Raw genomic sequence first — 25,173 nt, forward strand, 5'->3', positions numbered from 1 at the left:
ACGGTTTTACAATCGTTCATAATGTTATATTTTTTATGGTTGTTATTAATTCGCTGGCAAATCACTGTAATGTAACCATGCAGACCACCTTCAGTGACGATTAATTTTGGAATAATTTACGGTAGCCTATAATCGGGTCACTTACGGACACCCATTACCCGGTCAAAATCCACTTTCAGGAAGCGGACGAAGCGCCCGTTCTTCTCTCGGGGAATCTGATGGAATTGCAGGATATTATAAACCGAGTCACGGGAGAGTTTGAATTTTTCCATTGCCTCTTTGACGGTGTAGTATTCGGCCTTGCTCTCTTCCGCAGAGTTTTTCGAGAGGTCGAAATGCAGTTTCGAGTAGTAGATCTGCCCGTGTTCTTTCTTTGAGGGAATGTTGTTACGGTAGACGTGCGAACGGATGGCGACACGTGTCATGCCGTATTTCTCCTGAATATCTTCGGGAGTGTACCATTCCGTCAGGTCGGAGTCCACCTCATATTTGGCAAAGGCGGCATCAATATGTTTCTTGCTGTAATAGTTGAACTGGCGGATGCGCACTTTCGGCACCTTGTGCTGCCGGGTGTAGGTCCACACCCATTTGGCGTTAACCTTGTACTTTTGGGCAATCTCCTCGGCGGTATAGTATTCCGTTATCTTGAAGTCCTCCTTAGGGACCATCCGTTCATATGGCTTGCTTTTGAGCATGAGCTCGATGTCAGCCCGCCGTATCAACGACATCTTCCCGCTGAGCCGCGATGCGCGGAGCTTCTCCTCCTTGACCAGTTTGTAGATGTACTGGCGGCTTACGCCCATCAAACGAGCCGCCTGCGAAAAGGTGAAGTAATCCTGCTTTTCCAGCGACGAGCGCAATTCCTGCATCTCCTGCATGTGGCGCAGCTCCATCTTTCGCTCCATCATGCGGTGTTTGTAACCCCGTTTCGAGCATTGCGGGCTGCAATAACAGGTCGTCGTTTTCTTGGCGATGAAGGGTTTCCCGCACCATTGACAAATCCTTTTTACCTCCATATTTTCTCTCTATTTTCCGTCGTTTTTCATAAATACTAATTTCCCCAACTGTCCACACATGTAAACCACTGTCAACACACGTCAACTACTGCGTCGGTGTGATATTTCGGCTTGCGTGGAATTTGCTCCGCGGTAGAAATATGGTAGGAAAATATGGAGAAAATCCGTGATCTCCAAACGGCAACTGGAAAGTACATAAAAACAAAAGTCGCTGATATACAGCGACTTTATTCTAAATGGTTATAGTTGGTTATGGCTGTTTACAAGCCGTCATTTGCCGATGCAAAACTTCGAGAAGATGTTTTGCAGCACCTCGTCGGGCGTGATTTGGCCGCGGCCCGTGATTGTGCCGATGTGGCCGATCACCTGACGGATTTCCTCGCTCAAAAGGTCTGTCGGAAGCCCCTCGTGCAGCCCCTCAAGCGCCCGCAGCAGGGCGTCGTGTGCCGCAGTCAGCGCCTCGGCGTGGCGGCTGTTCGAGACGACCGTGTCGCCGTGGTAGAGCGCTTCCGTGTCGACCGCAGCGCGCAGCGCGCAGCGCAGGGTGTCGAGCCCCTCGCCGGTTTTCGCCGAGAGACCCAATACGCCCTCCGGAAGTGTCCGGCCGGGGCAGCGGTCGAGTTTGTTCATGACGGTCAGCAGGCGCTGGTCCCGCCGCACCTCGAAATCGGGCGCCGGGACCGTGTCGCTGTCACCCGCTTGCGTGGCATCGAGCAGGCGGATGATGATCCGTGCCCGGGCGATGCTCGACAGTGTGCGTTCGATGCCCATGCGTTCGAGCCGGTCCTCCGTCGTGCGGATGCCCGCCGTGTCGAGGAACCGGAACTCCACGCCGTCGATGTTGGTGCGCTCCTCGATGACGTCGCGCGTCGTCCCGGCGATCTCCGAAACCAGGGCACGCTCCTCGTTGAGCAGGCGGTTCAGCAGGGTCGATTTCCCGGCATTCGGTGCTCCGACGATCGCCACGGCGACCCCCTGCTTGATGGCGTTGCCCAGCGTGAAGGAGCAGCGCATCGCCTCGATGCGGGCGTCGATCTGCTCCATCGTCTCGCGCAGCTGCGTGCGGTCGGCAAATTCTACCTCCTCCTCCGAGAAGTCCAGTTCGAGTTCGAGCAGCGAGACCAGCTGCAGCAGCCGCCCGCGCAGCGCTTCGAGGTCCGCCGAGTAGCCGCCGCGCAGCTGCGTCGTGGCGAGCGTGTGGGCGGCGCGCGACGACGAGGCGATCAGGTCGGCGACCGCTTCGGCCTGCGAGAGGTCCATCTTGCCGTTGAGGTAGGCGCGCACGGTGAACTCGCCCGGCTCGGCCATGCGGGCGCCGGCCCGGCAGAGCAGCCGCAGGAGCTCCGACACGATGTACTGCGATCCGTGGCAGGAGATTTCGGCCGAATCTTCACCCGTATAGGAGTGCGGGGCGCGGAAGAGCGTGACGAGCACGTCGTCGATCGTCCGCTCGGCCGGGGCGCCGGAATCCGAAGCCGGGTCCGCGGCGGCGGACGGCTCGACAATCCGCCCGTAGCGGACCGTGTATCCTGCGGCGTCGGCCAGTTTCCCGCGGCCGCGGAAGATTCGGTCGCAGACGGCCAGTGCCTCTGCGCCGCTCACGCGGACGACGGCGATGGCTCCGCCCGGCGCGGTGGCCGGGGCGACGATGGTATCGTGGTCCGCGCCGGTCATCTCCCTTCGATGCGCAGCCGCTGCCCGATGCGCAGCGTGCGCGGGTTCCGGATGTTGTTCCACCGCATGAGCTGCGAGGTGGTCACGTGGTAGCGGCGGGCGATGTGGCCCAGCGTGTCGCCCTTCTTGACGATGTAGATCGTGCCGCTGCGCTGGGCGCGCTTTTTCTCGATGTTTGCCGGATTGATGTACTCCTTGAGGTAGGCCGAATCCTTGGCGAAAATCTCCTGTTCGTGTTCGATGTACTGGGCGACGTTGCGCTGCGGGATCACGAGCGTGTAGGTCTTCGTCGTGGCCGGCACGATGTCCATCCGGTACTGGGGATTGAGCTGGCGCAGCGTCTCGATGTCGAGGTCGATCGTCGAGGAGATCTGCCCGAAGTGGAGCAGGCGGTTGATGCGCAGCGTATCCACCGAGAGCGGGATGGGGGGCTCGGTAGGTTCGATGCCGTGCTGTCGGTGGTAGGCGTAGGCGTAGGTTGCGCCGATGAAGGCCGGGACGTAGCCGCGCGTCTCGGAGGGCAGGTAGTCATAAATCTCCCAGAAGTTCTTGCCTCCGGAGCGGGCCATGGCCTTGTTGACGTTGCCCGGGCCGCAGTTGTAGGCGGCAATGGCCAGCGTCCAGTCGTTGTAGATGGCGTAGAGGTCCTTCAGGAAGCGGCAGGCGGCCTGCGTGGCCCGCACGGGGTCGCGGCGTTCGTCGACCAGCGAGTTGATCTCCAGACCGTAGCTCTTGCCCGTCGAGGGCATGAACTGCCACAGCCCCACGGCGCCCATGCGCGAGACGGCCGTGGGCGAGAGGGCCGACTCGATGATCGGCAGGGCCCGCAGCTCGACGGGCATACCCTCCTTGAGCAGCTCGTCCTCGATGAGCGGGAAGTAGTATTTCGACATGCCGAGGATGCGGCTGATCGTGCCGTACTGCGGGTCGATGTAACGGTTGATGAAGTTGCGGACGATGGCGTTGTAGGGGAGCTGGATCGGCGATACGAGGTCCTGCAACCGTTTGACGTAGACCGAGTCGGGCGTCGAGCCCGTTGCCGTTGCCGTCGTGTCGATCAGGATGTATCGTTCGAAAAATTCGTCGTAGGCATCGTGCCGCTGGCGTTCGCGCCAGACCGCCACCAGCGAGTCCACCTGCTCGGCCGTGTATTCGAGGGTGATGTCCGTCGGCAGCTCCTCGACGGCGGGCTGTTCGGTCTCCGGCGTCTCGGCGGGTGTCGCCGCAGCCGGAGAGGGCGTTTCGGCCGGCTGTTCGGTGCGCGCTTTCTCTTTCTTGCGCTTCTTGCGCGGGGAGCGGTCGTCGGCCGTCGCGCTGATGACGAGGCCGGCGAGCAGCAGGAGGGTCAGGAGGGTTCTCTTCATCTAAAACTTGAGACTCATGTTGAAACCGAAAACGGGTCGGTTGCCCTGGAGTGTAGGTACGTAGGTATAGTCCACGAGCGGTTCGAGGTTCATCGACAGGTCGTCCGAGATGTCGTAGTCCTTCAGATGGGCATCGACGTGCGCGTCGATGATCTGCAGGATGTAGAGCGCTCCCGAGATGATGATGCATAGGTCGCGGTTGCGGCGGTAGTTGTTGCGCAGGTTGCGGATGAAGTCCGCCGAGTAGCGCCCCTTGAACTCGTCGGTCGGGCCGTCGGGATATTTGTCCGGATGGGCCTCGTAGTCGGCAAGCAGGGCGTAGGCCTTCTTGAAGCGCTGATAGCCGCGGTTGTTCCAGTCGATGCAGTAGATCATCGAGGCGAAGCCGCCGACGACGAACGGCACCTTCCAGTAGCTTTTGTTGTAGATCTGTCCGGCTCCCGGGAAGATGCAGGCCAGCGTCGTGGCCTTCTTGACGCTCGACACCTCGTTGGTGCTGTAGCAGACGGCCGCGTCGCCGATGAAGTAGATGTACGAGGCGAGCGTGATGCCCAGGTAGAGCTGGCGCCGCGTGTTGCTGCGGATCATGCGCGCCTGCAGGGCGTCGAGCTCGGGCGTGCGCGAGAGGCTGGTGTTCGTGTAGGCGTCGTATTCGCGCTTGAGGGGCTTGAAGGTCTTGTTTTCGTGGATGAAGAGCGCCAGCCCCGTACCCACCGTGCCGTAGAGGATCGGCAGCTTCCAGTACTGTTTGTTGTAGATCTGCCCGTAGCCGGGAATGACGGTCGATAACCAGCACACCTTCGAGATGCCCATCGAGTCGCTCATGAACCACCCCTTCTTGAAGACATGGCGTTTGGCCGTATCGGCGGCCGTGTACCCCAGCAGGAAGCGGGCCCGGGCGATGGAGTCCAGCGTGACGATGTCGTCCGTGCGCAGCGAGCGCAGCGCCATCGAGTCGGCAAGGTAGTCCTCGCGCGAGAGCGAGTCGAAGAGCGCGTAGAGCTGCATGGCACGCAGCGAATCGCGCTCGGCCTTGAGCGTGTCGGGCTTGTCCATCAGGCCGGCGCGCACCAGCGTGCGCGGGCCGCGGGGCAGCTGGGCCGTGGCAGGAAGCCAGAGCAGCAGGGCCGCGAGGGCCGCAACGAGGTATCGGAGCCGCGGGTGTGCCATCGTCGTATCAGGAGCGTGTTGCGAATCGTTCGAGGAAGCGGTCGATGTCCCGGTCGTCGTCGAAGCCGATGACAATCTTGCCGCCGCCGTTTTTCGAGCGTTTGATTTCGATCTGCTGCGAGAAGAAGCCTTCGAGCTGCTCGACCAGCCGGGCGTAGCTCTCGGGGTACTCTTCCTCTTCGGCGGGTTGCGCCGGCTGTGCGGGGCGCTCGGCGAGGGTGCGGGCCAGCTCCTCGGTCTGACGCACCGAGAGGGCCTTGCGGATGCACTTCTTCAGCAGGCGCAGCTGCTCGTCGGCCGGGGCGCCGGCAATGGCCTTGGCGTGCCCCATCGAGATGAGGCCCTCCTTCAGGGCGAGCTGCACCTCGTCGGGGAGCTTCAGCAGGCGCAGGTAGTTCGACACCGACGACCGCTTCTTGCCGACCTTCTCCGAGAGGGCGTCCTGTGTGAGGTGGCACTCGTCGATCAGGCGCTGCATGCCCAGCGCGATTTCGATGGCGTTGAGGTCCTGCCGCTGGATGTTCTCGACGAGGGCCATGGCGTGGAGGTTCTCGTCGTCGACCTCGCGGATGTAGGCCGGCAGGCTCTTCAGGTCGGCGCGCTGCGCCGCACGCCAGCGGCGTTCGCCGCTGATGATGATGTACTTGCCCTCGTCGGCCTTCTTCACCGTGATGGGCTGGATGATGCCCAGCTGCCGGATCGAGTCGGCCAGTTCGTCGAGCGCCTCCTCGTCGAACTGCGTGCGCGGCTGCGTGGGGTTGGGTATGATCTGCGCGATGTCGATCTCGGCCATCTGGCTCATGGGCTTGAGCCGGGCGTCGATCGTGTCGGCGCCGAAGATGGCGTCCAGGCCGCGTCCTAATCCCTTCTGTTTCATTGTTGTGTCTGTTTTTTGCGGTTGCGCTTCAGAAACTCCCGCGCCAGGGTCAGGTAATTCTCCGATCCCGTGGCGCCCGCGTCGTACAGCATGACGGGCTTGCCGTGCGAGGGGGCTTCTCCCAAACGGATATTGCGCTGGATTATTGTGTCGTAGGCCAGCTCGCCGAAGTGCTGGCGCACCTCGTTGACGACCTGGTTGTTCAGTCGGTTGCGCATGTACATCGTCAGCAGGAAGCCCTCGATGTCGAGCGCGGGGTTGAGCGACGTCTTGACCTTGCGGATCGTGTTCAGCAGCTTCGACAGCCCCTCGAGCGCGAGGTATTCGCACTGCACGGGGATGAGCACCGTGTCGGCGGCCGTGAGGATGTTGACCGTGGTGTAGCCCAGCGAGGGCGAGCAGTCGATGAAGATATAGTCGTACTTCGCGCGCACGGAGTCGACGATGCGTTTCATGACGTGGTGCGCGTTCTCCATTTTCGGGAGCTCGGTATCGGCGGCCACCAGGTCGATCGACGAGGGCAGCAGCCAGAGGTTCTTCACGTCGGGGCTGCGGAGGATCACCTCGTCGGCCTGGCGCGAGCCCGTGATGCACTCGTAGATGCCCTCGAGGTTTATGTCGAAGCCCAGCCCGGAGGTGGCGTTCGCCTGGGGGTCGGCGTCGAGCAGCAGCACCTTCTTGCCCAGCAGGGCGAGCGAAGCCGCCAGATTGATGGCCGTCGTGGTTTTGCCCACGCCGCCCTTCTGATTCGCCAAAGCTATCACTTTTGCCATTTTCAATCGGGATAATAATCGGGCAAATTTAATGAAATTAAATGGAAATCCATAACCGTTGCGGAAAATTGCCTATCTTTGTGTCCGGAACGAATTGACATTGACAGCATATATGAACGAAGAAAAAAAATCCGGAACTCCGGAGACGATATCCCCCGTCGGCGAAACCCCTCGCGCGGAGCGGCCGCAGGCGGCGGAACCCGCCGCGGCACAGGAGCCGTCGGCCCGTCCGCACAAGCCTTTCCCGACGCTGGTCGACCTGCTGGTCTTCCTCGGCATCTTCCTGGCGGCCAACTTCGTGGGCATGCTCGCGGCGCTGCTCGCCGGCTGCCCGTGGCCCGATCTGACCCGTTTGTCGGACGGCGACGAGGCGGCGCAGATCGCCGCACAGACCGATCTGGGCGCTTTCAACGCCCTGTCCTATTTCGTCACGATGGCGTGCACGCTCGCCGCATACCTCTTCTATCGTGCGTACCGTCACGGGCCCCGCGGCATCGGACGCTTCTCGGGCCGGGGGCTCAACCCGATGCTGCTGCTCTGGGGCGTGCTCTTCATGTTCTCGACGTCGGTCGTCCTCGAACCGCTGCTCAACGCCCTGCCCGAGGTGCCGAACGTCTACGGACGCGGCATCTGGTCGGTCGTGACGCTCGTGGTGCTGGCGCCGCTCTTCGAGGAGGTGATCTTCCGGGGCGTGCTGCTCGACTCGATGCGTGCGCGCTACGGCGTGGTCGTCGCCTGGCTGCTCTCGTCGCTGATGTTCGGCGCCGTGCACGGCCATCCCACGGTCATCGTCAACGCCGTCTTCATGGGGCTGATCCTCGGATTCGTCTACATCGCCTCGGATTCGCTCTGGTCCACGATCTTCCTGCACGCGATCAACAACGGCATCGCCTACATGCTGATGGCCGTGGGGCTCGGCGAAGGCATGCTCGTCGACCTGATCGAAAACCGCACGCTCTACCTGATCGTCTACGCCGTCGCGGCCCTCGTCTTCCTCTTCTCGGGATTCATGACCGTGCGCACGCTGCGCCGCATGCGCCGCGAGGAGCAGCACCGCGGGGAGAAAAATCGCGCCGCGGCGTAATAATCCGCCCGGTGCTGCGTTACTTACGAGTAAAAGCTTTATCTTTGTCGGTCGAACCATGAGGCTGCGGACAAAAATATGGGCGGCGCTTGCCTGCGTGCTGCTCCTGGCGGGATGCCGGGAGCTGCCCCGTTATTTTGCGGGCGATGCGGCCGTTGCCCGGGCCGGCGGCAAGGAGCTGCGGCTGCGCGACGTGCGCACGGTGGTCCCGCAGGGGCTTTCGGGCGAGGACAGCGCGGCCTTCATGAAGGTTTATGTCGACCGGTGGGTGCGCAAGCAGCTCAAGCTGCAGGAGGCCGAAGAGCTCTTCTCGGCCTCGGCGGGCGACATCGACAAGATGGTCGAGGAGTACCGGCAGGCGCTGCTGATCCGCAAGCTCGACCAGTACTACGTCGACCGGAGCGTCGACACGACCTTCAGCGATGCCGAGATTTCGGCCTACTACGAGGCCCACAAGGGCGATTTCCGCCTTGACCGGACGATCGTCAAGGGCCGCATCGTGCGGGTGCCCGACAGCTACCGGCAGGTGACGAAACTCAAGCCCCTGATGGCGTCGCCGTCGCCGGCCCGCCAGCAGGATTTCAGCGACCTGTGCGTCAAGAACAACTTTGAGGTCAACGATTTCCGCGAACAGTGGATCGATTTTTCGGAGTTTTTGAGCTACCTCCCCACGCGGCGTTCGCAGAACTACGACCCGCTGCTCGCGACGACCGCCGTGCAGGAGATGCGCGACAGCTATTCGCACTACTACTTCCAGATCGACGCCGTGCGGCGCGAGGGCGAGGCGATCCCGCTCGAGCGGCTCCGGGCGACGATCCGGCGCATCCTCTTCAACCAGCGGCAGACGGATATTATCCGCCGCCACGAGGAGGAGCTCTATACGCGGGCCGTGGAGGAGGGTGAGGTCCGGCTTCCCGACGGGGGCCGCGCCGCCGCGGACTCCCTCCCGCCGACAATGGAAAACAAACGATAAACGGATACAAGATGTTGAAGAAAGGTATATTGGCGTCGGCCCTCGTGCTGCTTGTCGCGGGCGCGATCGCACAGCGGCAGCAGGTGATGCTCGACAAGGTGGTCGCCGTCGTGGGCGGCTCGTCGATCCTCTACTCCGAGGTGGACGAATATGCGCGCCAGCTCACGATGCAGCGCCGGCAGGAGGGCTACACCTCCGACCGGGACCCGATGAACGAGGCGCTGGAGGCGCTGCTGACGCAGAAGCTCCTCTACAACCAGGCGCTGATCGACTCGGTGACCCACATGTCCGACATCCCGTCGCGTGTCGAGGAGCAGGTGCAGCAGATGGTCGAGATGGAGGGTTCGATCCCGGCACTCGAGGCCAAGCACCACATGCCCATTTACAGCATCCGGGAGATGATGCGCCAGAACTACGAGGAGCAGGCCTATGCGCAGGCCATGCAGCAGGAGGTGATCGGCAAGGTGACGATCATCCCGGGCGAGGTCGAGCGTTTCTACAAGTCGATCGACCGCGACAGCCTGCCGATGATCGCCGAGCAGTACGTCTACGCGCAGATCACGAAGTTCCCCAAGTCGATGAAGGAGGCCAAGCAGCGCACGCGCGAGCGGCTGCTGGACCTGCGCGAGCGCATCATCACAGGCAAGGCGAAGTTCGAGAACATGGCCCGCATGTACTCGCAGGACCCCGGTACGATGATGCGCGGCGGTGAGATGGACCCCACGCCGCTGGCGGGTCTCGATCCGGCGTTCGCCGCGGCGCTCGAGACGATGAAGCCCGGGCAGATCTCCGAGATCGTCGAGTCGCAGTACGGATTCCACATCATCCAGCTGCTCGACAAGCGGGGCCAGCTGTACCATTTCCGCCACATCCTGCTCCTGCCGATCTACACCTCGGAGGAGCTTGCCGAGACGGCCCGTTCGCTCGACAGCCTTGCGAACATGATCCGCCTGGACTCGATCACCTTCGAGAAGGCGGCGCTCGAATACTCGGACGACGCCTCGTCGAAGATGAACGGCGGCGTGGTCTCGAACCACGACCTGCTGGAGCGCTTCTACTCGTTCAACGTCGACGTGCGGCAGACGGTGACCAAGTTCCTCAAGGAGGACTTCGCCTATGCGCCCGACGACCTGAACAACCTGCTGCGGCTCAAGCCCGGCGAGGTGTCGGATGCCTTCCTCACGGAGGATATCATGAGCAACAAGCTGGCCAAGATCGTCAAGCTCATCGAAATCATCCCGACACACGTCGCCTCGCTCAACGAGGACTACCTGCGCCTCGAGGAGATGGCCCTGATGGCCAAGCAGGAGCGCGTCTTCCGCGAGTGGCTCACGAAGAAGATCGACGCCATGTACGTCTACATCGATCCGGAGTTCCGCGGCGGGGAGTTCGAGAACAAACACTGGGTGAAGTAGCCAGCCGTGCGACGCCTGCTCTCCATAGCGATCCCTCTTGTAGCCTGCTGTGCGCTGCTGGCGCGCGGCGGCGTGCAGTCCCCGCAAACTCCGCAGCCCGGAGCCGCCTCCACGCCCGAAGAGAAGAGATACATCGACTACAAGGCGGACCTGACGGGTCCCGTGGCTCCGGGCGATTCGGCGATCTTCCTGGTGCGGAACTTCGCCGCGCAGCATAACGGGGCGGTCATCACGTGCGACAGCGCCGTCCGTTATTCGGACCTGCGCATGGACTTCTTCGGCAACGTCATCATCAACAAGAACACGACCTACATCTACGGCGACCGTGCCGAGTACGACGGCGAGCTGAACGAGGCGCGCGTCTATTCCGACCTGGTGAAGGTCGTCGACGGCGACGCCACGCTCTATACCTATACGTTCCTCTTCGACACGAAGTCGAACATCGGACTGTTTGCCGGCGGCGGCGTGCTGATCAACCGCGAGAACCTGCTCGAGGCGGTGCGCGGCTACTACTATGCCGACACGAAGGAGCTGATCGCCGTCGACGAGGTGGAGATGCGCAACGAGGAGTACGAGCTCCGGGGCGACTCGGTGGTCTATGACATGGCGACCGACAACGCCTACTTCTTCGACCGCACGAACATCTGGAACCGCGACGGCGACTACCTCTATGCCGACCGGGGCGAATACCGCAAGGCCGACACGCTCTACATCGTGACGCGCAACGGCTACCTGCTGACCGACAAGCAGGAGATGTGGAGCGACAGCATCGATTTCTACCGCATGCGCAACCACGTGATCCTGCGGCGCGACATCCAGATCGACGATACGGAACACAAGTCGCTGGCTTTCGGCGATTACGGCGAGTACTGGAAGGAGCCGGGCAATGCGCTGCTCACGCGCGATCCGGCGCTCATCAGCTATGACCGCACGCAGGGGGACTCGCTCTTCATGCGTTCGGATACGATCTGGCTCTACACGATCAACGAACAGGAGGAGGCACGGCGGGCCGCTGCCGCGGCGCGTGCCGATTCGCTGGCGAAGGCCCTGGCAAAGGATTCCGCCTCGATGACGCCGCCGCACCCGATGGGGGAGCGGCCCCGGGGCGATTCGACCTCGCGCCGGGCGGGGCTCGACTCGGCGGCCCTGCGCACGACGCCTGCGCTTCCGGCCGACTCGACTGCATTGGGAGCCGACTCGCTGGCAATGACGGCCGACTCGCTGCACCTCGGGGAGAAGACGGCTGTCGATTCGCTCGAACTGGCGGCGGCCGATTCGCTGGCCCGCGTCCGGGCGCTCGATACGCTGACGAAGGCCGAGCGCAAGGCGCTGCTCAAGGAGCAGGCGCGTAAGGAGAAGGCCGAACGCAAGGCAGCCGAAGCGAAGGCGCGCAAGGAGAAGCTCGACGAAATCGCCGCCGAGCGCCGCGAAAAGGCCACGGCCAAGCTGCTCGAAGCGAAGGCAAAGGAGGAGGCCCGGCTGGCGGCCCGGCGGCTGAAGGCCGAGTCGAAGCTGCGGGCACGGCAGGCGCGTGCCGCGCGCCGGGGCAAACCTTTCGAGGTCGACTCCACGGCGCTGCGCGAGATTGATTCGCTGGTCGAGCGGAATGCCGCCGAACAGGATTCGCTCTACCGGCTGCTCGTTGCGGAGTGGTCGGCCGACAGCGCCGCGATGTCCGTGCTTGCGGCCGATACGACGGATTCGGTGACTGTCGCCGTGCCGCGCGACTCGATTTACCGCCTGGTCAAGGGCTACCGCAACGTGCGGGCCTACCGTTCGGATTTCCAGAACGTCTGCGACTCGATGGTGATGATTTCGACCGACTCGACGATCCACCTCTACATCGAGCCCGTCCTGTGGAACCAGAGCAACCAGGTCACCTCCGACGTGATGGACATCTTCACGGAGAATCAGCAGATCACGCGCGCCGAGTTCGTCGGTTCTCCGATGATGGTTTCGCAGCTCGACACGCTCCACTACAACCAGGTTGCCGGCAAGGGGATGGTCTCCTATTTCCACAACAACGAGATTTTCCGCAACGACGTCAACGGCAACGCCCAGACGATCTACTACATGCAGGACGGCGAGCCGCCCGAAATCGTGAACGTGGCCTTCATCGAGAGCGGCGACTGTTCGTTCTTCATCGAGGAGCAGCAGGTGGTCTCGATCGTCTACCGGTCGAACCCCGTCTGGTATATCTATCCGGTCAGCAACATACCGCCTGATCGGGAGACCTTCCTCAAGGGCTTCAGGTGGGAGGGTGACCGTCGGCCCGCACAGCGGGATGTCTTCGACGGTGAGATACGCCCTTCGGTCCGGGCGGAGAAGTCGGCGTTGCCGCATCCCGGTTTCCCGATCCTGCACCGCATCGAGGACTACAAGCGGCTGCTCATCGAACAGCGCCGCTGGCGTGACCGCATGGATCAGATCGATGAGGCCACGGTGGAGTGGATGCGCGACCTGGGCTACGAGGTGGGGCAACCCCGCGAGTCGGGCCCGGCGCTTTGATCCGTCTCCGACAGACTGTACCCTGATCGCGTCCGGACCGTCCGAGGTCCGGACGCGGTTTTTTCCGACGGGGCGGAATCCTCGCTCTACCGGCCGTATCCGGTGGGTCCCGGCATTCCGGATGCCCTTTGCCCCGGTGTTCCGGATACCCTTTGTCCTGGCGTTCCGGATGCCCTTTGCCCCGGTGTTCCGGATACCCTTTGTCCTGGCGTTCCGGATGCCCTTTGCTCCGGTGTTCAGCCCCCCCCTGCCGTCTGCGTTTGCCGGACGCTGCTCTCCGCGGCGGCGCGTCGTCGGGGTTTTTCGCCGGAGTGCTCTTTTTTCGCCGCTCCGGACCGGAAGGGTGGGGGCTTTTCACTATTTTGTGCTATTTTTGCAGAAGGACCTTTTTTGAATCCGATACGATGAACTGCGACAACAGCGAAGAACTCTTCCCCGTGGTCGACCTCTCGGGACGGGTTGTGGGCCGGGCCACGCGCGGCGAGTGCCACGGCGGCTCGATGCTGCTGCACCCGGTGGTGCACCTGCATCTCTTCAACCCGCGCGGCGAACTCTACCTCCAGCGGCGCCCCGCGTGGAAGGATATCCAGCCCGGACGCTGGGATACGGCCGTGGGCGGACACGTCGCCTGGGGCGAGACGATCGAAGAGGCGCTGCGCCGCGAAGCGCGCGAGGAGCTGGGGCTCGAGGCGTTCGAGGCCGAGGCGGTCGGCGTCTACGACTTCCGTTCGGAACGCGAGTACGAACTCGTGCACGTCTTCCGCACGCGCTTCGACGGTGCGATCCGTCCGAGCGACGAGTTGGACGGCGGACGTTTCTGGACGGCGGACGAGTTGCGCGCCAGTGTCGGAAAAGGGGTGCTGACCCCCAATTTCGAAGGTGAAATGGAACTGATTTTGAAGTAACCCCATGCGGGGGTGGCCCCGCTCCTGACCATACCGACTATGTTGTACATGCTGAATCTGCAGAATCTCCTGCGCGGCTGGGCCGATGCGCTGCTCGCCTGGCTGGGTGTCACGCCGGTCCACAACGATGCGTGGGACCGCTGGGTGGCGTTCCTGCTTGTGGTGCTCGTGGCCGTGGCTTTCGATTTCGTGTGCCGCCGGGTCCTCGCCCGCGGCGTGCGGCACGTCGTGCGGCGCACCGCGGTGACGTGGGACGACGAACTCTTCAGCGATGCCGTGCTCGGCCGTGCCTGCCACGTGGCCAGCGCCCTGCTGCTGCTCATCGTACTGCCCGTCATCTTCGATGCGCAGTCCGATGCGCATGTCGCCGTGGCGCGCATCGTGCAGGCCTACTTCATCTTCACGGTCATGCGCTTCGTCAATGCCCTGCTCGGCGCGTCGTTCCGCATCGCCTCCACGCGCCCCGCGTGGCAGGACAAGCCGATCAAGGGGTTGCGGCAGACGGCGCAGGGCATCGTCGGGCTCATCTGCATCATCCTGATCGTCTCGGTGCTGATCGACAAGTCCCCGACCTTCCTGCTGACGGGACTGGGCGCCTCGGCGGCCGTCGTGATGCTCATTTTCCGCGACAGCATCCTCGGTTTCGTGTCGGGTATCCAGCTCTCGGCCAACGACATGCTCAAGGTCGGCGACTGGATCTCCATGCCCAAGTACGGGGCGGACGGCACGGTCGAGGAGGTGTCGCTCACGACGGTGAAGATACGCAATTTCGACAATACGATCGTGACGCTGCCTCCGTACCTGCTCGTGAGCGACTCGTTCCAGAACTGGCGCGGCATGCAACAGTCGGGCGGGCGGCGCGTCAAGCGGTCGGTCTCGATCGACATGACGAGCGTCAGGTTCTGCACGCCCGGGATGCTCGAGAAGTACCGGCAGATCGACCTGCTGCGCGACTACATCGACCAGACCGAGCGGCGTGTCGAGGAGTACAACGTGCAGCACGGCATCCGGCCCGGCGAGCGGAAGATCAACGGGCTGCACCAGACCAACCTGGGCGTCTTCCGCGCCTACCTGGTGCGCTACCTGCGCAGCGAGGTGCCCGTGAACCGCGAAATGACGCTCATGGTGCGGCAGTTGCAGCCGACCGAGACGGGCCTTCCGATGGAACTCTATTTCTTTACCAATACGGTCGTGTGGACCGAATACGAGCGCATTCAGTCGGATGTCTTCGACCATGTGCTGGCCGTGATACCGGAATTCGGATTGCGTGTCTTCCAGAGCCCGTCGGGCAACGACCTGGCTTCGCTGCAGGAGTCGCTGGCCAGCGGTGCGGGAGACCCCGGGGAGCAGGATGCGGCGGAACAGTCGGACCGGACGGTCCGGGTGGGGGCGTCGGACGGCTCCGATGCGCCGTCAGAGCAGGCACATGAGCAGAATCTGGATGACAATCACGCGCAGGAACATGCAGACGGGGTAGACCGTGGCGTATGACACCGAAGGGTTGTCTCCCTCGATTGTGTCGTTGGCGTAGTTGAGCGCCATGGGGTTGGCCATGCTGCCGCAGAGCAGTCCCGCGACCGTCCCGAAGTCGACCTTCAGCACGCGCAGCGCAAAGAGCCCCACGAGGACGACCGGCACGAACGTCAGCAGGAATCCCAGCCCGAGCCACAGGGCCCCTTCGGGCCGCATGACCGTCTCGAAGAAGTGCGCCCCGGCCTCGAGCCCCAGGCAGGCGAGGTACATCGAGAGCCCCAGGGCGCGCAGCATGAGGTTGGCGCTCTGCGTCGTGTAGGTAATCATGTGCATGCGGGGGCCGAACGTGCCGATGAGGATGCCCACGATAATCGGGCCGCCGGCCAGTCCCAGTTTCACGGGGATCGAGATGCCGGGAATCGCGAGCGGAATGCTTCCGAGCGTCAGACCCAGGATCAGACCGATGAATACGGCGACGAGGTTCGGCTCGTTGAGGCTCTTCACGGCGTTGCCGAGAATCTTCTCGACGTTGCGGATTGCCGCGGCCTCGCCCACGACCGTGAGGCGGTCGCCTAACTGCAACCGCAGGTCGGGCGTGGCGAGCAGCTGCACGCCCGAGCGGTAGACGCGGCTGATGTTGATGCCGTAGCTGTTGCGCAGGCGCAGCGACGCGAGCTTGCGCCCGTTGATCTCGGGGCGCGTCACGAGGATGCGCTGCGAGATGAGCTGGCTGTCGATGGCGTTCCAGTCGATGTTCTCCTTGTTCCAGTCCTTCTGCTCCTGCTCGCCGAAGATGAGCCGCAGGGCGTCGGCCTCGGCGGGTGTGGTGATGACCAGTATGACGTCATCCTTCTGGAGCGTCTTGTCCGACGTGGGGATCGAGACCTTGCCGTCGCGCCACACGCGCGAGATGACGAAATGGTGGTGGCTCTGTGCGGCGATTTCGTGGACGCTGCGGCCGAAGACCGCGGGGTTGGTCAGGTGGTAGCTGGCGATGAAGACGTTTTTGCGGTGCTCGGCGTCGGGACCGGGCAGGTCCGAGGGCCGCACGAAGAGCTTGCGCAGGAAGATGATGGCCAGAATGACCCCCACGACGCCCAGCGGGTAGGTCACCGCACAGCTCAACGCCGCGCCGTTGGTGTCGAGCCCCAGTTGGTCGAGGGCCTGCTGTGCGGCTCCGAGAGCGGGGGTGTTGGTCGTCGCGCCGCAGAGAATGCCCGACATCTCGGGCATCGGGACCCGGCAGGCGATGCTCAAGGCGGCGGCCAGCAGCGTGCCGACGAGCACCACGCCGACCGCGGGCGAGACGAGCCGCAGTCCGCCGGCGCGCAGCGAGCTGAAGAAGCCCGGTCCGACCTGCAGGCCGAGGGCGTAGACGAAGATGATCAGGCCGAAACTCTCGGCGTAGGTCAGCATCGCGGGGTCGAGCGTGAGGCCGAAATGCCCGGCGACGATGCCCACGAAGAAGATGAAGGCCGTGCCGAGCGATACGCCGAAGAGGCGGATTTTTCCCAGCCCGATGCCGATGGTCGAGATGAGCGAGATCACCACGACGGCCTGCAGCGCCGAGTGTTCGATGAACAAGTCCTTGAGCCAATCCATTCCCGTTGTGTTCGTTGCGGAGGCGGCAGCCGTTTGCCGCATCCGTGCCGCAAAAGTAGGTCAAATTTTTCAGACCGCCGCCATTTTTGCCGCGATTTGTCGTTTTGCAGCCGCCCGATCCCCGTTTTTGGCTCCGGCCGTGGCCGTGCGTCCTCTTCGCACCGCAATGAAAACGGGGAGGACACCGGTTTCCCGTGCCCTCCCCGCTGGACTGCGATGCAGGCCGACCTGCCGTTTCTGGCTCCTCGGCGCTCTCTTCGTCCGGGTATCCCTCCCTCCTGCGGTCAGAGCGTCAGCGGCAGACCCCGGTAGTAGTCGAGAATCTTCTGCCGGAAGACGAATTCGAACTTGGCCTGCGCCGCTTCGGCGTCGGCCTTCTCCATGCGGGTCTTGGCGTCGTGGAAGTCGTAGACCGTCGAGCGCCCCGCCGCGGCCTTCTGCTCCTCGTAGGAGAAGGCGACGCGGGCCGAGGCGAGGGCCGCCGTGGCCGAGACGTACTTGGCATAGGCGGCGTCGGCGTTGTACCACGCCTGCTCGATCTGCTTGCGCAGCGTCTGTTCGGCGTCGGTCAGCTGGAGCTGCTGGTTGCGCAGCGAGAGCCGTGCCTGCCGGATGTTGTTGCGCGTGGCGCGGCGGTTGAAGATCGGGATCGAGAGGCTCACCCCGACATATTCGCGGCTGTAGTTGCGGAACTGCGTCCAGAAGCGCTCCGGGTCGCGGCTGTAGATGCCCGTGCCGTACCCGGCGCTGAGCGAGAGCGACGGGTAGAGTGCCGAGCGGGCGATCTCCACGGAGTTCCCGGCACTTTCGAGCCGGATGCGCTCGGCGCGCACGTGCGGCCGCTCCTCGACGGCCGCGGCATAGACCTCGTCGGCCGAGCCCAGCGCGTGCATCGAGGCGAGCGTTACGCTGTCGAGCTGCGGCGTGACGACGTCGAAGCCCGCGGCGCTCTCGCGGTTGAGCGCCTGGCTCAGGTCGAGCAGCGCCAGCTGCAGGTCGTTGCGCGCCTGCGTGAGGTTCAGGGCGTCGTTCGCGCGCAGGGCCTCGCTCTCGTAGTAGGCCGATTCGGGCTGCCGGCCCGTGTCGACCAGCTCGCGGCTGCGCTTTACCTGCTCCGTGCTCAAGGCCAGCTGCCGTTCGGCGATGCCGACCATCTCGCGGTTGTAGAGCACCTGGAGGTAGAGCGTCATGATGTTCACGGCGACATCCTCGCGCGCCCGCTCGAGGTCCGCCACGGCGGCCGCGAGGTCGAGTTTCGAGCCCTTGATCTCGCGGTTGATACGCAACCCCTCGAACAGGGGCATGCTCGCCGCGACGCTCACCGACCCCGAGGTTTGGTTGTCGCTGCGGTAGGTGTTGTCGGCGGCCAGCGTGCGGCCGAACGAGAAGTCGGTGCCGATCGAGGCGTTGAGGTTCGGCAGGCGGCTGAAGCGGGCCGTCGAGAGCGACGTCTGCTGCTGCTCGACCTGCAGGGCGCGCTGCTGCACGCTGATGTTGTTGCGCTGGGCATAGCCGATGCAGTCGTCGAGCGTCCAGGCTGCGCCCGGGGCCGGTTCGGCCGGCGCATCCTCCGCGGCGGAGGTCTCCGCGGCAGCCGGCGCGGCGGGTTCTTCTGCTGCGGCCTGCGCCCGCAGCCCCTGCACGGCGAGGCCTGCGGCCAGAAGGAGTATGAGGCTCTTTTTCATGTGCGGTCTGCGTTAGGGGTTATTTCTTCTCCTCGCGGGCGCCGCGTACCTTGTCGTCGGCCGTCACGCCCTCGGTGATTTCGATGTTGATGCCGTCCGAGAGCCCGATTTTCACCTCGCGCCGCTCGAAGGTCTGCTCCTCGGCCCCCTCGGGGCTCGTCAGCACCTGCACGTAGGTCTTGTCGCCCTCGAACTCGACGGTGCTCTCGGGCAGGGTCAGCACCCCTTCGCGGCGCTGGATCACGATGCTCGCGTTGGCGCTGTAGCCCGCGCGGACGAAGATGCTGTCGGGAATCGTCGCGGCGGCCTTCACCTCGAACATGATGACGCCGTTCTCCTCCGTGGCCTTGGGCGAGACGTACTCCAGCAGGGCGTCGAGCTCGACGTTCTGCAGCGCACCGATCGTCAGCCTGACGGGCATCCCTTCGTGCAGCTTGCCGACGTCCGTCTCGTCGATGTTGCCGCGGAAGAGCATGTTCGACATGTCGGCCACGGTGGCGATTGTCGTGCCGTCGTTGAACGTGTTGGCCTGAATCACCGAGTTGCCGACCTTGATCGGCACGTCGAGGATCATGCCCGTGATTGTCGAACGTATCTGCGTGTTGCTCAATTCCTTGAAGCGGCTCGATATTCCGTCCTTGACAATCTCCAGATTCTCCTGTGCGTTGCGCAGCTCCTCCTCGGCCTTTGCCAGCTCGGTGCGGCTCTGCTCGGCCTCCTCGTCCGAAAGCACGCCCTTCGCGTGCAGCGCCTGCGTGCGTTCGTACTCGCGGCGCGTCTGAGAGAGCGAGATTTCGGCCACCGAGACGCGCGACTCGGCGCTCGACAGCTGGCCCATCTCCGGCACGACCTTCACCGTGGCAATCACCTCGCCGGCCGAGACCTTCTCGCCGGCCTCCTTGTAGACGTCGGAGATGATGCCCGAAATCTGGGGCTTGATGAGCACCTCGTCGCGGGGTTCCACCTTGCCCGTGGCGACGACTACCTGCTGCAGCGTGTCGGGGCGGGGCTGCACGATTGCGTAGACGAACTTCACCGGGCGGGTCTTCTGCCACAGGAACCAGATGGTGCCGAACAGCAGGGCGATGAACAGCACGCCGGCGGAAATCTTCAGAAACTTTTTCATAAGGCGGTATGTGTGTTTGTTTTTCTCTATTCTTGTCTGCGGTTTGCTACTCTTCGCGGATGGCGTCCACGGCCTTGATTTTCAGGGCGCGCGTTGCGGGAATCACCCCGGCGAGCAGGCTGCCCGCCACGAGGATGAGGAGCGCCAGCATGCCCGTGCCGAAGGATATCTGCCACGACACGGCAACCCCCTCCTGCGCGACGGTGACCGTCTGGTAGTAGATCGAGTCGGCGAGCGACAGCACGCCGACGGCCGCGGCGAGGCCCAGCACGCCGGCAATGAAGGTCAGCACGAAGCTCTCCGAAAGAATCTGCGAGATGATGGCCGCAGGCGGTGCGCCGAGGGCGCGGCGGATGCCGATCTCCTGCGTGCGCTCCTTGACGAGCACCAGCATGATGTTGCTCACGCCGACGATGCCCGCGAGCAGCGTCCCCAGCCCGACGATCCACGTCAGCAGCGCAATGCCGCGGAAGAGCGACATCACCTTGTCGAACATCTCGCCCGTGGACATCACCCACGTGGCCTTCTCGTCCTCCGGGGCGATCAGGTGCCGCGCGTAGACGGTCTCGCGCACGCTTTGGGCGACCTGCTCGCTGGGCGTCGACTCGTCGCCCGCGACGGCCAGCATGTGGACGACCTTGCCGTAGCCGAACATCTGCTGCGCCAGCGAGATGGGTACGACGATCGTGCGCTCGATGTCGCTGAACGACATGGCCGACGACTCGCGCCGCAGCACCCCGACGACCGTAAAGTAGCTGCCCCCGACCTGGATCACCTCGCCCGTGGGGTCGGGCTCTCCCGGGAAGAGGTCCTTCTGTATCTGGGTGCCGATGATGCAGACCTTGCGTTTCTGCGCGATGTCGATGTCGTTCAGGTAGCGCCCGTAGAGGATTTTCTGCGGGTTGATCTTCTGGTAGTCGGGCATGTAACCCATGAGCTGGTAGTCGCCCTTGCGTTCGCCGTGCGTGCAGGCCATCTCGCTGCCCCAGATGATGCCCGACGTGTAGAGCACCTCGCGCAGCTTGCCCACGGCCTTCACGTCGTCGTTGTCCATGCGCCACCAGCGCCCCTTGGGCATGCCCTTGTAGGGCACCGACGTGAGGCTGCTCTGCAGCAGCACCGTGTTGGTGGACATGCCGCCCAGCTGCGCGCGGAAGAGGCGCCCGAGCCCCATGCCGGCCCCCAGCATCACCGTGAGCATGAAGATGCCCCAGAAGACGCCCAGCGCCGTCATGATGCTGCGCTTACGGTTGCGGCTGATCGTCTGCCAGATTTCGTTCCAACGGTCTATGTCGAAGAAGTGCATGGCGCGGGGTGTTTATTTGTTGTAACGCAGGGCGTCGATTGTCTTGAGCTGTGCCGCGCGGTAGGCGGGGACGTATCCCGCGACGAGCCCCGCGACGACGAGTACCACCGTGGCGCTGACGGCCACCGAGAGGTTGAGCGTCGGGTTGAGGAAGACCGTCGGGCCGTCGCCGCCGGCCGGGGCCTGCGTAAGCACATAGTTGACCGCCTCCATGGCCGCGACGCCGAGGACCATGCCCATGTATCCGAAGATGGCGGTGATCAGGACCGACTCGGTGAGGATCAGCCGGATGATCGACGCGGGCCGCGCCCCGAGGGCCTTGCGGATGCCGAATTCGGCCGTGCGCTCGGTCACCGTGACGAGCATGATGTTGCTCACGCCGACGATGCCCGCGAGCAGCGTGCCCAGTCCGATGATCCAGACGAAGAGGTTGATGCCGCCGAAGACCACCATCATGTTGCGCACCTGCTCCATGGTGTTCCATATCCAGAGGGCGCTCTCGTCCGCGGCGTCGAAGTGGTGCTCGGCGGCCATACGCGTGCGGATGCGCCGCTCGAAGGCCTCCATCTCGGTGTCGGTGCGCAGCCCCTCGACCGTGACGACGATGTTGTCGACGACCCGGTCGCCGCCCTTGAAGATGAGCTGCCCGGTGGTAATCGGGATGTATCCCAGCGAATTGCGCTGCTGCGCGTCGCCCTTGTAGACGCCCGCCACGCGGTAGATGACGTTCTGTATCTTGACCGCTTTCCCCAACGCCTCCTCGCCCGGGAAGAGCAGCCGCTCGAGCGCCTCGTCGATGACGATCACCTTGCGGCAGGCGCGGATGTCGGCGTCGTTGATGTAGCGTCCCTTGACGACTTCGGTGCCCTCGATGCGCTGCATGCCGGGCAGCACGCCGCGCAGGACGATGTCGGCGAAGCGCTCGCCGTAGCTGGCCGTCGAACCGCGGTACCACGCGGTGCCCGCGACGTCGACGATCTCGGGAAACTCCTCGCGGAAGATTTCCAGATCGTTGTTTTTCAGGTCGATGTGGCGCCATTTGCCGTAGCCGGCATAGGCTTGCGAGGTCCAGCCGCCCGAGATCGAGACCGTATTCGTGGCGTAGGTCCCGAAGTTGGCCAGCACGCCGTTTTTCAGTCCGTTGCCCGAGCCGAGCAGGATGACGAGCATGAAGATGCCCCACGCGACCGAGAAGCCCGTGAGGAAGGTGCGCAGCTTGTTGCGCCGCACCGAGGTCCAGATCTCCAGCAGCAGCTCTCTCATCGTTGTGCGAGTCCGGTTTCGGTGATGCTGCCGATTACGCCGTCCTTCAGGCGGATAATCTTGTCGGTCTGGTCGGCGATCGACTGTTCGTGCGTCACGCAGATGATTGTCATGCCCATCTCGACGTTGACGCGCCGCAGCAGGTTCATCACCTCCTGCGAGGTGACGCTGTCGAGGGCGCCCGTGGGCTCGTCGGCGAGGATGATCTGCGGTTTGTTGATCAGCGCCCGGGCGATGGCCACGCGCTGCTTCTGTCCTCCCGACATCTCGTTGGGCATGTGCGCGGCCCAGTCGCGCAGCCCCAGCATGTCGAGGTATTCGAGGGCCAGGGCGTTGCGGCGTCGGCGCGGCACGCCCTGGTAGTAGAGCGGCAGGGCGACGTTCTCGACGGCGTTCTTGTAGCTGATGAGGTTGAACGACTGGAAGATGTACCCGATCATGTTGTTGCGCGCGGCGGCGGCCTGCGTCTCCGAGAGCCCCTTGATGAGGCGCCCGGCGAGGTAGTAGCTGCCCGTGTCGTAATCGTCCAGGATGCCGAGGATGTTCAGCAGGGTGGATTTCCCCGATCCCGAGGCCCCCATGATCGACACCAGCTCGCCCTTGCCGACTTCGAGGTTGATGCCCTTCAGTACGTGGAGCGGCGAACCGTTGTGGTAGGTCTTGTTGAGGTTTTCCAGCTTTATCATGGTCCGAGAAGTAGGAAAGGTGGTTTGCGTGCGGCGGATGTCTCGTCCGAAAAAGTTTGTTTACGGCAAAGATATGTATTTATATCTGGAAAAACAATTTATTTTTATTGTTTTTCGATAAAATTTTACCCCCCCCCGATATCGTGAGGTCCCGTTTCCGTCGAATGTTCCCCTGCGGGCCGGTGCGGAGAACCGGACGGGTGTCCGTTGGATGTTGTCTTACAGCGCAATACGACAGAGCCGCGACCCTTGCGGGCCGCGGCTCTGTCGTGTGGCGGGCGGTATCTGTCGTCCTGCGGGCTGCTTCCGGCCGCCTACAGCAGCAGGGCGCGCAGTTCCGGGATCGTCTCCGCGATCTGCCCGGCTCCCGCCCCGGTCAGCTCCTCGCGGCTGCCGTAGCCCCACAGTACGCCGATCGAGGCGATACCTTCGGCCGCGGCCCCTTCGATGTCGTAGCGGCGGTCGCCGATCATCACCGCGGCCGACGGTTCCTCCACGCCCAGCGTGTCGAACACGTACCGGACGACGTCGCGCTTTGCCGTGCGCGTGCCGTCCATCGTGGCGCCGCCGATGAGCGTGAAGCGGTCGGCCAGATGGAAGTGCTCGGCGATCTGCCGCGCGAAGGGCTCGGGCTTCGATGTCGCCATGGCGAGCACGCAGCCCGCGGTCTGCAGCTCCGTGAGCAGCTCCGGAATCCCCTCGTAGAGGCTGTTCTCGAAGATGCCCCGCGGGGCGAAGTATTCGCGCGTGTAGGCTACCGCCTGCGCGGCCTGCTCGTCGTCCATGCCGTAGAAGTCGCGGAACGACTCCTTGAGCGGCGGCCCGATGAAGCGGCAGAGCGTGTGCAGGTCGTCGACTTCGATGCCGAAGCGGTGCAGGGCGTACTGCACCGAGCGCGTGATGCCGAGCATCGGGTCGGTGAGCGTGCCGTCCAGGTCGAAGAGCAGGTAGCGCCAGCGCATCGCCGCTACCGTTTCATGTGGATGAACGAGTAGCCGAAGCGGCGGCAGGCGGCCTCCTCGAGCTCTTCGCGCACCGACGGGTGGGCGATGTCGATCAGCGCCCGGGCCCGCTGGGCGAGGTTGCGGCCCCGGAGGTGTGCCACGCCGTACTCGGTGACGACGTGCTGGATCATGTGGCGCGTCGTGACGACGCCCGCGCCCGGCGTGAGATGCGCCTTGATCTTCGACTCGCCCTTCGGCGTCATCGACGGCATGGCGATGAAGGTCTTGCCTCCTTCGGAGAGGGCGCCGCCGTACATGAAGTCGTGCTGGCCGCCCACGCCCGAGATGATCCGGTCACCCACCGAGTCGGCGCATACCTGCCCCGTGAGGTCGACCTCCACGGCCGAGTTGATGGCCATTACGCGGGGATTCTCGCGGATGCGGAACGGGTCGTTCGTCCACGCCACGTCCTTCATCACGAGGTCCTTGCGGTAGTCCATGTAGTCGTACAGGCGGCGCGAGCCGAGGGCCAGCGACCCCACGGTGATGCCCGGCAGCACCTTCTTGAGCGAGTTGTCGATGATGCCCTTTTCGAGCAGCGGCAGCACGCCGTCGGTCATCGCCTCGGTGTGGAGGCCGAGGTGCTTGTGGTCGTGCAGCGCCGCCAGCACGGCATTCGGGATGCCGCCCACGCCGATCTGGAGCGTCGCCCCGTCGGGGATCATCTCGGCGATGTAGCCGCCGATGCGGCTCTCGACCTCGTTGGGCGTGGCCGAGGGGACCTCGACGAGCGGTTCGTCGACCTCGACGGCCGCAGCGATGCGCGAGGTGTGGATCACGGCGTCGCCGTAGGAGAAGGGCATCGCGTCGTTGATCTGCGCGATGACGGTCTTGGCGCACTCGACGGCCGAGACGGCCAGGTCGGCCGAGACGCCGTAGGAGCAGTAGCCCTCGGCATTGGGGCGCGAGAGGTTCAGCAGGGCGACGTCGACCGGCAGAGTGCCGTCGCGGAAGAGCCCCGGAATCTCGCCCAGGAAGGCCGGGATCGACTGTCCGTAGCCGTCGGCGAGCCAGCGGCGGATGTTGTTCGCCACGAAGAGGCTGTTGACGAGGAACGAGTCGCGGTATTCAGCGCGGCAGTAGGGTGCGTCGGCGCGCCCCACGGCGAAGCCCGAATAGACCTTGACCCCGCGCAGTTCCTCCCCGCGGTCGGCCATGGCGCGGACGAGCACCTCGGGAATCGAGGTGCTGCCCTGAATGTAGACGCTGTCGTGCGATCGGATGAGTTTTACCGCCTCCGCGGCAGTGGTCAGATGCATGGTCGGAAGG

At 63.8% G+C, this 25,173-nt stretch carries 20 protein-coding genes; 6 read left to right on the forward strand and 14 right to left on the reverse strand.

Annotated elements, in window-relative coordinates:
* Nucleotides 1–137 precede the first annotated feature (137 nt).
* From Q1Y33_RS00570 to Q1Y33_RS00595, 6 genes are all read right to left on the reverse strand, one after another.
* The gene (locus Q1Y33_RS00570; RefSeq protein ID WP_300797254.1) at nucleotides 138–1,016 is read right to left on the reverse strand and encodes a helix-turn-helix domain-containing protein; all 879 of its coding nucleotides are present in this window, start codon (nucleotides 1,014–1,016) and stop codon (nucleotides 138–140) included.
* 270 nt (nucleotides 1,017–1,286) lie between these two features.
* A complete protein-coding gene (gene mnmE / locus Q1Y33_RS00575) occupies nucleotides 1,287–2,690 on the reverse strand; it encodes a tRNA uridine-5-carboxymethylaminomethyl(34) synthesis GTPase MnmE (protein ID WP_300797256.1) in 1,404 nt (467 codons plus the stop codon).
* Nucleotides 2,687–4,054, reverse strand: a complete 1,368-nt coding sequence (locus Q1Y33_RS00580; protein WP_300797258.1) for a lytic transglycosylase domain-containing protein — start codon at nucleotides 4,052–4,054, stop codon at nucleotides 2,687–2,689. Before Q1Y33_RS00580 ends, mnmE begins: the two co-directional genes overlap by 4 nt.
* Nucleotides 4,055–5,224 carry a DUF5683 domain-containing protein gene (locus tag Q1Y33_RS00585; RefSeq protein WP_300797259.1) on the reverse strand — a complete coding sequence of 390 codons (1,170 nt, stop codon included), beginning with the start codon at nucleotides 5,222–5,224 and terminating at the stop codon, nucleotides 4,055–4,057.
* 7 nt (nucleotides 5,225–5,231) lie between these two features.
* Nucleotides 5,232–6,101 carry a ParB/RepB/Spo0J family partition protein gene (locus Q1Y33_RS00590; protein WP_300797261.1) on the reverse strand — a complete coding sequence of 290 codons (870 nt, stop codon included), beginning with the start codon at nucleotides 6,099–6,101 and terminating at the stop codon, nucleotides 5,232–5,234.
* Nucleotides 6,098–6,874 carry an AAA family ATPase gene (locus Q1Y33_RS00595; RefSeq protein ID WP_300797263.1) on the reverse strand — a complete coding sequence of 259 codons (777 nt, stop codon included), beginning with the start codon at nucleotides 6,872–6,874 and terminating at the stop codon, nucleotides 6,098–6,100. Before Q1Y33_RS00595 ends, Q1Y33_RS00590 begins: the two co-directional genes overlap by 4 nt.
* A 112-nt stretch (nucleotides 6,875–6,986) precedes the next feature.
* Here Q1Y33_RS00595 and Q1Y33_RS00600 point away from each other — a divergent pair, with 112 nt between their 5' ends.
* The 6 genes from Q1Y33_RS00600 to Q1Y33_RS00625 all read left to right on the forward strand — a co-directional run bounded on the left by Q1Y33_RS00600 (nucleotide 6,987) and on the right by Q1Y33_RS00625 (nucleotide 15,250).
* Entirely contained in the window at nucleotides 6,987–7,958 is a 972-nt protein-coding gene (locus Q1Y33_RS00600) for a CPBP family intramembrane glutamic endopeptidase (RefSeq protein ID WP_300797264.1), read from the forward strand.
* A 58-nt stretch (nucleotides 7,959–8,016) separates the two neighbouring features.
* Nucleotides 8,017–8,931, forward strand: coding sequence for a hypothetical protein (locus Q1Y33_RS00605; RefSeq protein ID WP_300797266.1), 915 nt, complete (start codon nucleotides 8,017–8,019; stop codon nucleotides 8,929–8,931).
* 11 nt (nucleotides 8,932–8,942) lie between these two features.
* Nucleotides 8,943–10,346 carry a peptidylprolyl isomerase gene (locus Q1Y33_RS00610; RefSeq protein ID WP_300797268.1) on the forward strand — a complete coding sequence of 468 codons (1,404 nt, stop codon included), beginning with the start codon at nucleotides 8,943–8,945 and terminating at the stop codon, nucleotides 10,344–10,346.
* Nucleotides 10,347–10,352: 6 nt separating this feature from the next.
* On the forward strand, nucleotides 10,353–12,854 hold the full coding sequence (locus Q1Y33_RS00615; RefSeq protein ID WP_300797270.1) for an OstA-like protein: 2,502 nt from the start codon (nucleotides 10,353–10,355) through the stop codon (nucleotides 12,852–12,854).
* Between the two features lie 404 nt (nucleotides 12,855–13,258).
* Nucleotides 13,259–13,759 carry an NUDIX domain-containing protein gene (locus tag Q1Y33_RS00620; RefSeq protein ID WP_300797272.1) on the forward strand — a complete coding sequence of 167 codons (501 nt, stop codon included), beginning with the start codon at nucleotides 13,259–13,261 and terminating at the stop codon, nucleotides 13,757–13,759.
* Nucleotides 13,760–13,816: 57 nt separating this feature from the next.
* Nucleotides 13,817–15,250: a mechanosensitive ion channel domain-containing protein gene (locus tag Q1Y33_RS00625; protein ID WP_300797303.1), complete on the forward strand. Its 1,434-nt coding sequence runs from the start codon at nucleotides 13,817–13,819 to the stop codon at nucleotides 15,248–15,250.
* Here Q1Y33_RS00625 and Q1Y33_RS00630 read toward each other — a convergent pair.
* The 8 genes from Q1Y33_RS00630 to Q1Y33_RS00665 form a co-directional block, all read right to left on the reverse strand.
* On the reverse strand, nucleotides 15,173–16,834 hold the full coding sequence (locus tag Q1Y33_RS00630) for a putative transporter (RefSeq protein WP_300797274.1): 1,662 nt from the start codon (nucleotides 16,832–16,834) through the stop codon (nucleotides 15,173–15,175). The genes Q1Y33_RS00625 and Q1Y33_RS00630 overlap by 78 nt on opposite strands.
* A 284-nt stretch (nucleotides 16,835–17,118) precedes the next feature.
* A complete protein-coding gene (locus Q1Y33_RS00635; protein WP_300797276.1) occupies nucleotides 17,119–18,519 on the reverse strand; it encodes a TolC family protein in 1,401 nt (466 codons plus the stop codon).
* Nucleotides 18,520–18,538: 19 nt separating this feature from the next.
* On the reverse strand, nucleotides 18,539–19,645 hold the full coding sequence (locus Q1Y33_RS00640; RefSeq protein WP_300797277.1) for an efflux RND transporter periplasmic adaptor subunit: 1,107 nt from the start codon (nucleotides 19,643–19,645) through the stop codon (nucleotides 18,539–18,541).
* 46 nt (nucleotides 19,646–19,691) lie between these two features.
* Nucleotides 19,692–20,951, reverse strand: a complete 1,260-nt coding sequence (locus tag Q1Y33_RS00645) for an ABC transporter permease (RefSeq protein ID WP_300797279.1) — start codon at nucleotides 20,949–20,951, stop codon at nucleotides 19,692–19,694.
* 12 nt (nucleotides 20,952–20,963) lie between these two features.
* Complete coding sequence (locus tag Q1Y33_RS00650; protein ID WP_300797281.1) at nucleotides 20,964–22,214, reverse strand: ABC transporter permease; 1,251 nt, start codon at nucleotides 22,212–22,214, stop codon at nucleotides 20,964–20,966.
* Nucleotides 22,211–22,900 (reverse strand): ABC transporter ATP-binding protein, encoded by a 690-nt coding sequence (locus Q1Y33_RS00655; RefSeq protein ID WP_300797282.1) that lies wholly within the window; start codon nucleotides 22,898–22,900, stop codon nucleotides 22,211–22,213. Before Q1Y33_RS00655 ends, Q1Y33_RS00650 begins: the two co-directional genes overlap by 4 nt.
* A gap of 314 nt (nucleotides 22,901–23,214) precedes the next feature.
* Complete coding sequence (locus Q1Y33_RS00660; RefSeq protein WP_300797284.1) at nucleotides 23,215–23,862, reverse strand: HAD family hydrolase; 648 nt, start codon at nucleotides 23,860–23,862, stop codon at nucleotides 23,215–23,217.
* Nucleotides 23,863–23,867: 5 nt separating this feature from the next.
* Nucleotides 23,868–25,163, reverse strand: coding sequence for an acetyl-CoA hydrolase/transferase C-terminal domain-containing protein (locus Q1Y33_RS00665; protein ID WP_300797285.1), 1,296 nt, complete (start codon nucleotides 25,161–25,163; stop codon nucleotides 23,868–23,870).
* Between the last annotated feature and the right edge of the window lie 10 nt (nucleotides 25,164–25,173).

The sequence above is a fragment of the uncultured Alistipes sp. genome, from assembly GCF_949296715.1.
In the GTDB taxonomy this organism is placed as follows: Bacteria; Bacteroidota; Bacteroidia; order Bacteroidales; family Rikenellaceae; genus Alistipes.

Coding starts and splice junctions, on each gene's coding strand:
- Q1Y33_RS00570 (WP_300797254.1), bottom strand. CDS start 1,016: ATGGAGGTAAAAAGGATTTGTCAATGGTGCGGGAAACCCTTCATCGCC.
- mnmE (WP_300797256.1), bottom strand. CDS start 2,690: ATGACCGGCGCGGACCACGATACCATCGTCGCCCCGGCCACCGCGCCG.
- Q1Y33_RS00580 (WP_300797258.1), bottom strand. CDS start 4,054: ATGAAGAGAACCCTCCTGACCCTCCTGCTGCTCGCCGGCCTCGTCATC.
- Q1Y33_RS00585 (WP_300797259.1), bottom strand. CDS start 5,224: ATGGCACACCCGCGGCTCCGATACCTCGTTGCGGCCCTCGCGGCCCTG.
- Q1Y33_RS00590 (WP_300797261.1), bottom strand. CDS start 6,101: ATGAAACAGAAGGGATTAGGACGCGGCCTGGACGCCATCTTCGGCGCC.
- Q1Y33_RS00595 (WP_300797263.1), bottom strand. CDS start 6,874: ATGGCAAAAGTGATAGCTTTGGCGAATCAGAAGGGCGGCGTGGGCAAA.
- Q1Y33_RS00600 (WP_300797264.1), top strand. CDS start 6,987: ATGAACGAAGAAAAAAAATCCGGAACTCCGGAGACGATATCCCCCGTC.
- Q1Y33_RS00605 (WP_300797266.1), top strand. CDS start 8,017: ATGAGGCTGCGGACAAAAATATGGGCGGCGCTTGCCTGCGTGCTGCTC.
- Q1Y33_RS00610 (WP_300797268.1), top strand. CDS start 8,943: ATGTTGAAGAAAGGTATATTGGCGTCGGCCCTCGTGCTGCTTGTCGCG.
- Q1Y33_RS00620 (WP_300797272.1), top strand. CDS start 13,259: ATGAACTGCGACAACAGCGAAGAACTCTTCCCCGTGGTCGACCTCTCG.
- Q1Y33_RS00630 (WP_300797274.1), bottom strand. CDS start 16,834: ATGGATTGGCTCAAGGACTTGTTCATCGAACACTCGGCGCTGCAGGCC.
- Q1Y33_RS00635 (WP_300797276.1), bottom strand. CDS start 18,519: ATGAAAAAGAGCCTCATACTCCTTCTGGCCGCAGGCCTCGCCGTGCAG.
- Q1Y33_RS00640 (WP_300797277.1), bottom strand. CDS start 19,645: ATGAAAAAGTTTCTGAAGATTTCCGCCGGCGTGCTGTTCATCGCCCTG.
- Q1Y33_RS00645 (WP_300797279.1), bottom strand. CDS start 20,951: ATGCACTTCTTCGACATAGACCGTTGGAACGAAATCTGGCAGACGATC.
- Q1Y33_RS00650 (WP_300797281.1), bottom strand. CDS start 22,214: ATGAGAGAGCTGCTGCTGGAGATCTGGACCTCGGTGCGGCGCAACAAG.
- Q1Y33_RS00655 (WP_300797282.1), bottom strand. CDS start 22,900: ATGATAAAGCTGGAAAACCTCAACAAGACCTACCACAACGGTTCGCCG.
- Q1Y33_RS00660 (WP_300797284.1), bottom strand. CDS start 23,862: ATGCGCTGGCGCTACCTGCTCTTCGACCTGGACGGCACGCTCACCGAC.
- Q1Y33_RS00665 (WP_300797285.1), bottom strand. CDS start 25,163: ATGCATCTGACCACTGCCGCGGAGGCGGTAAAACTCATCCGATCGCAC.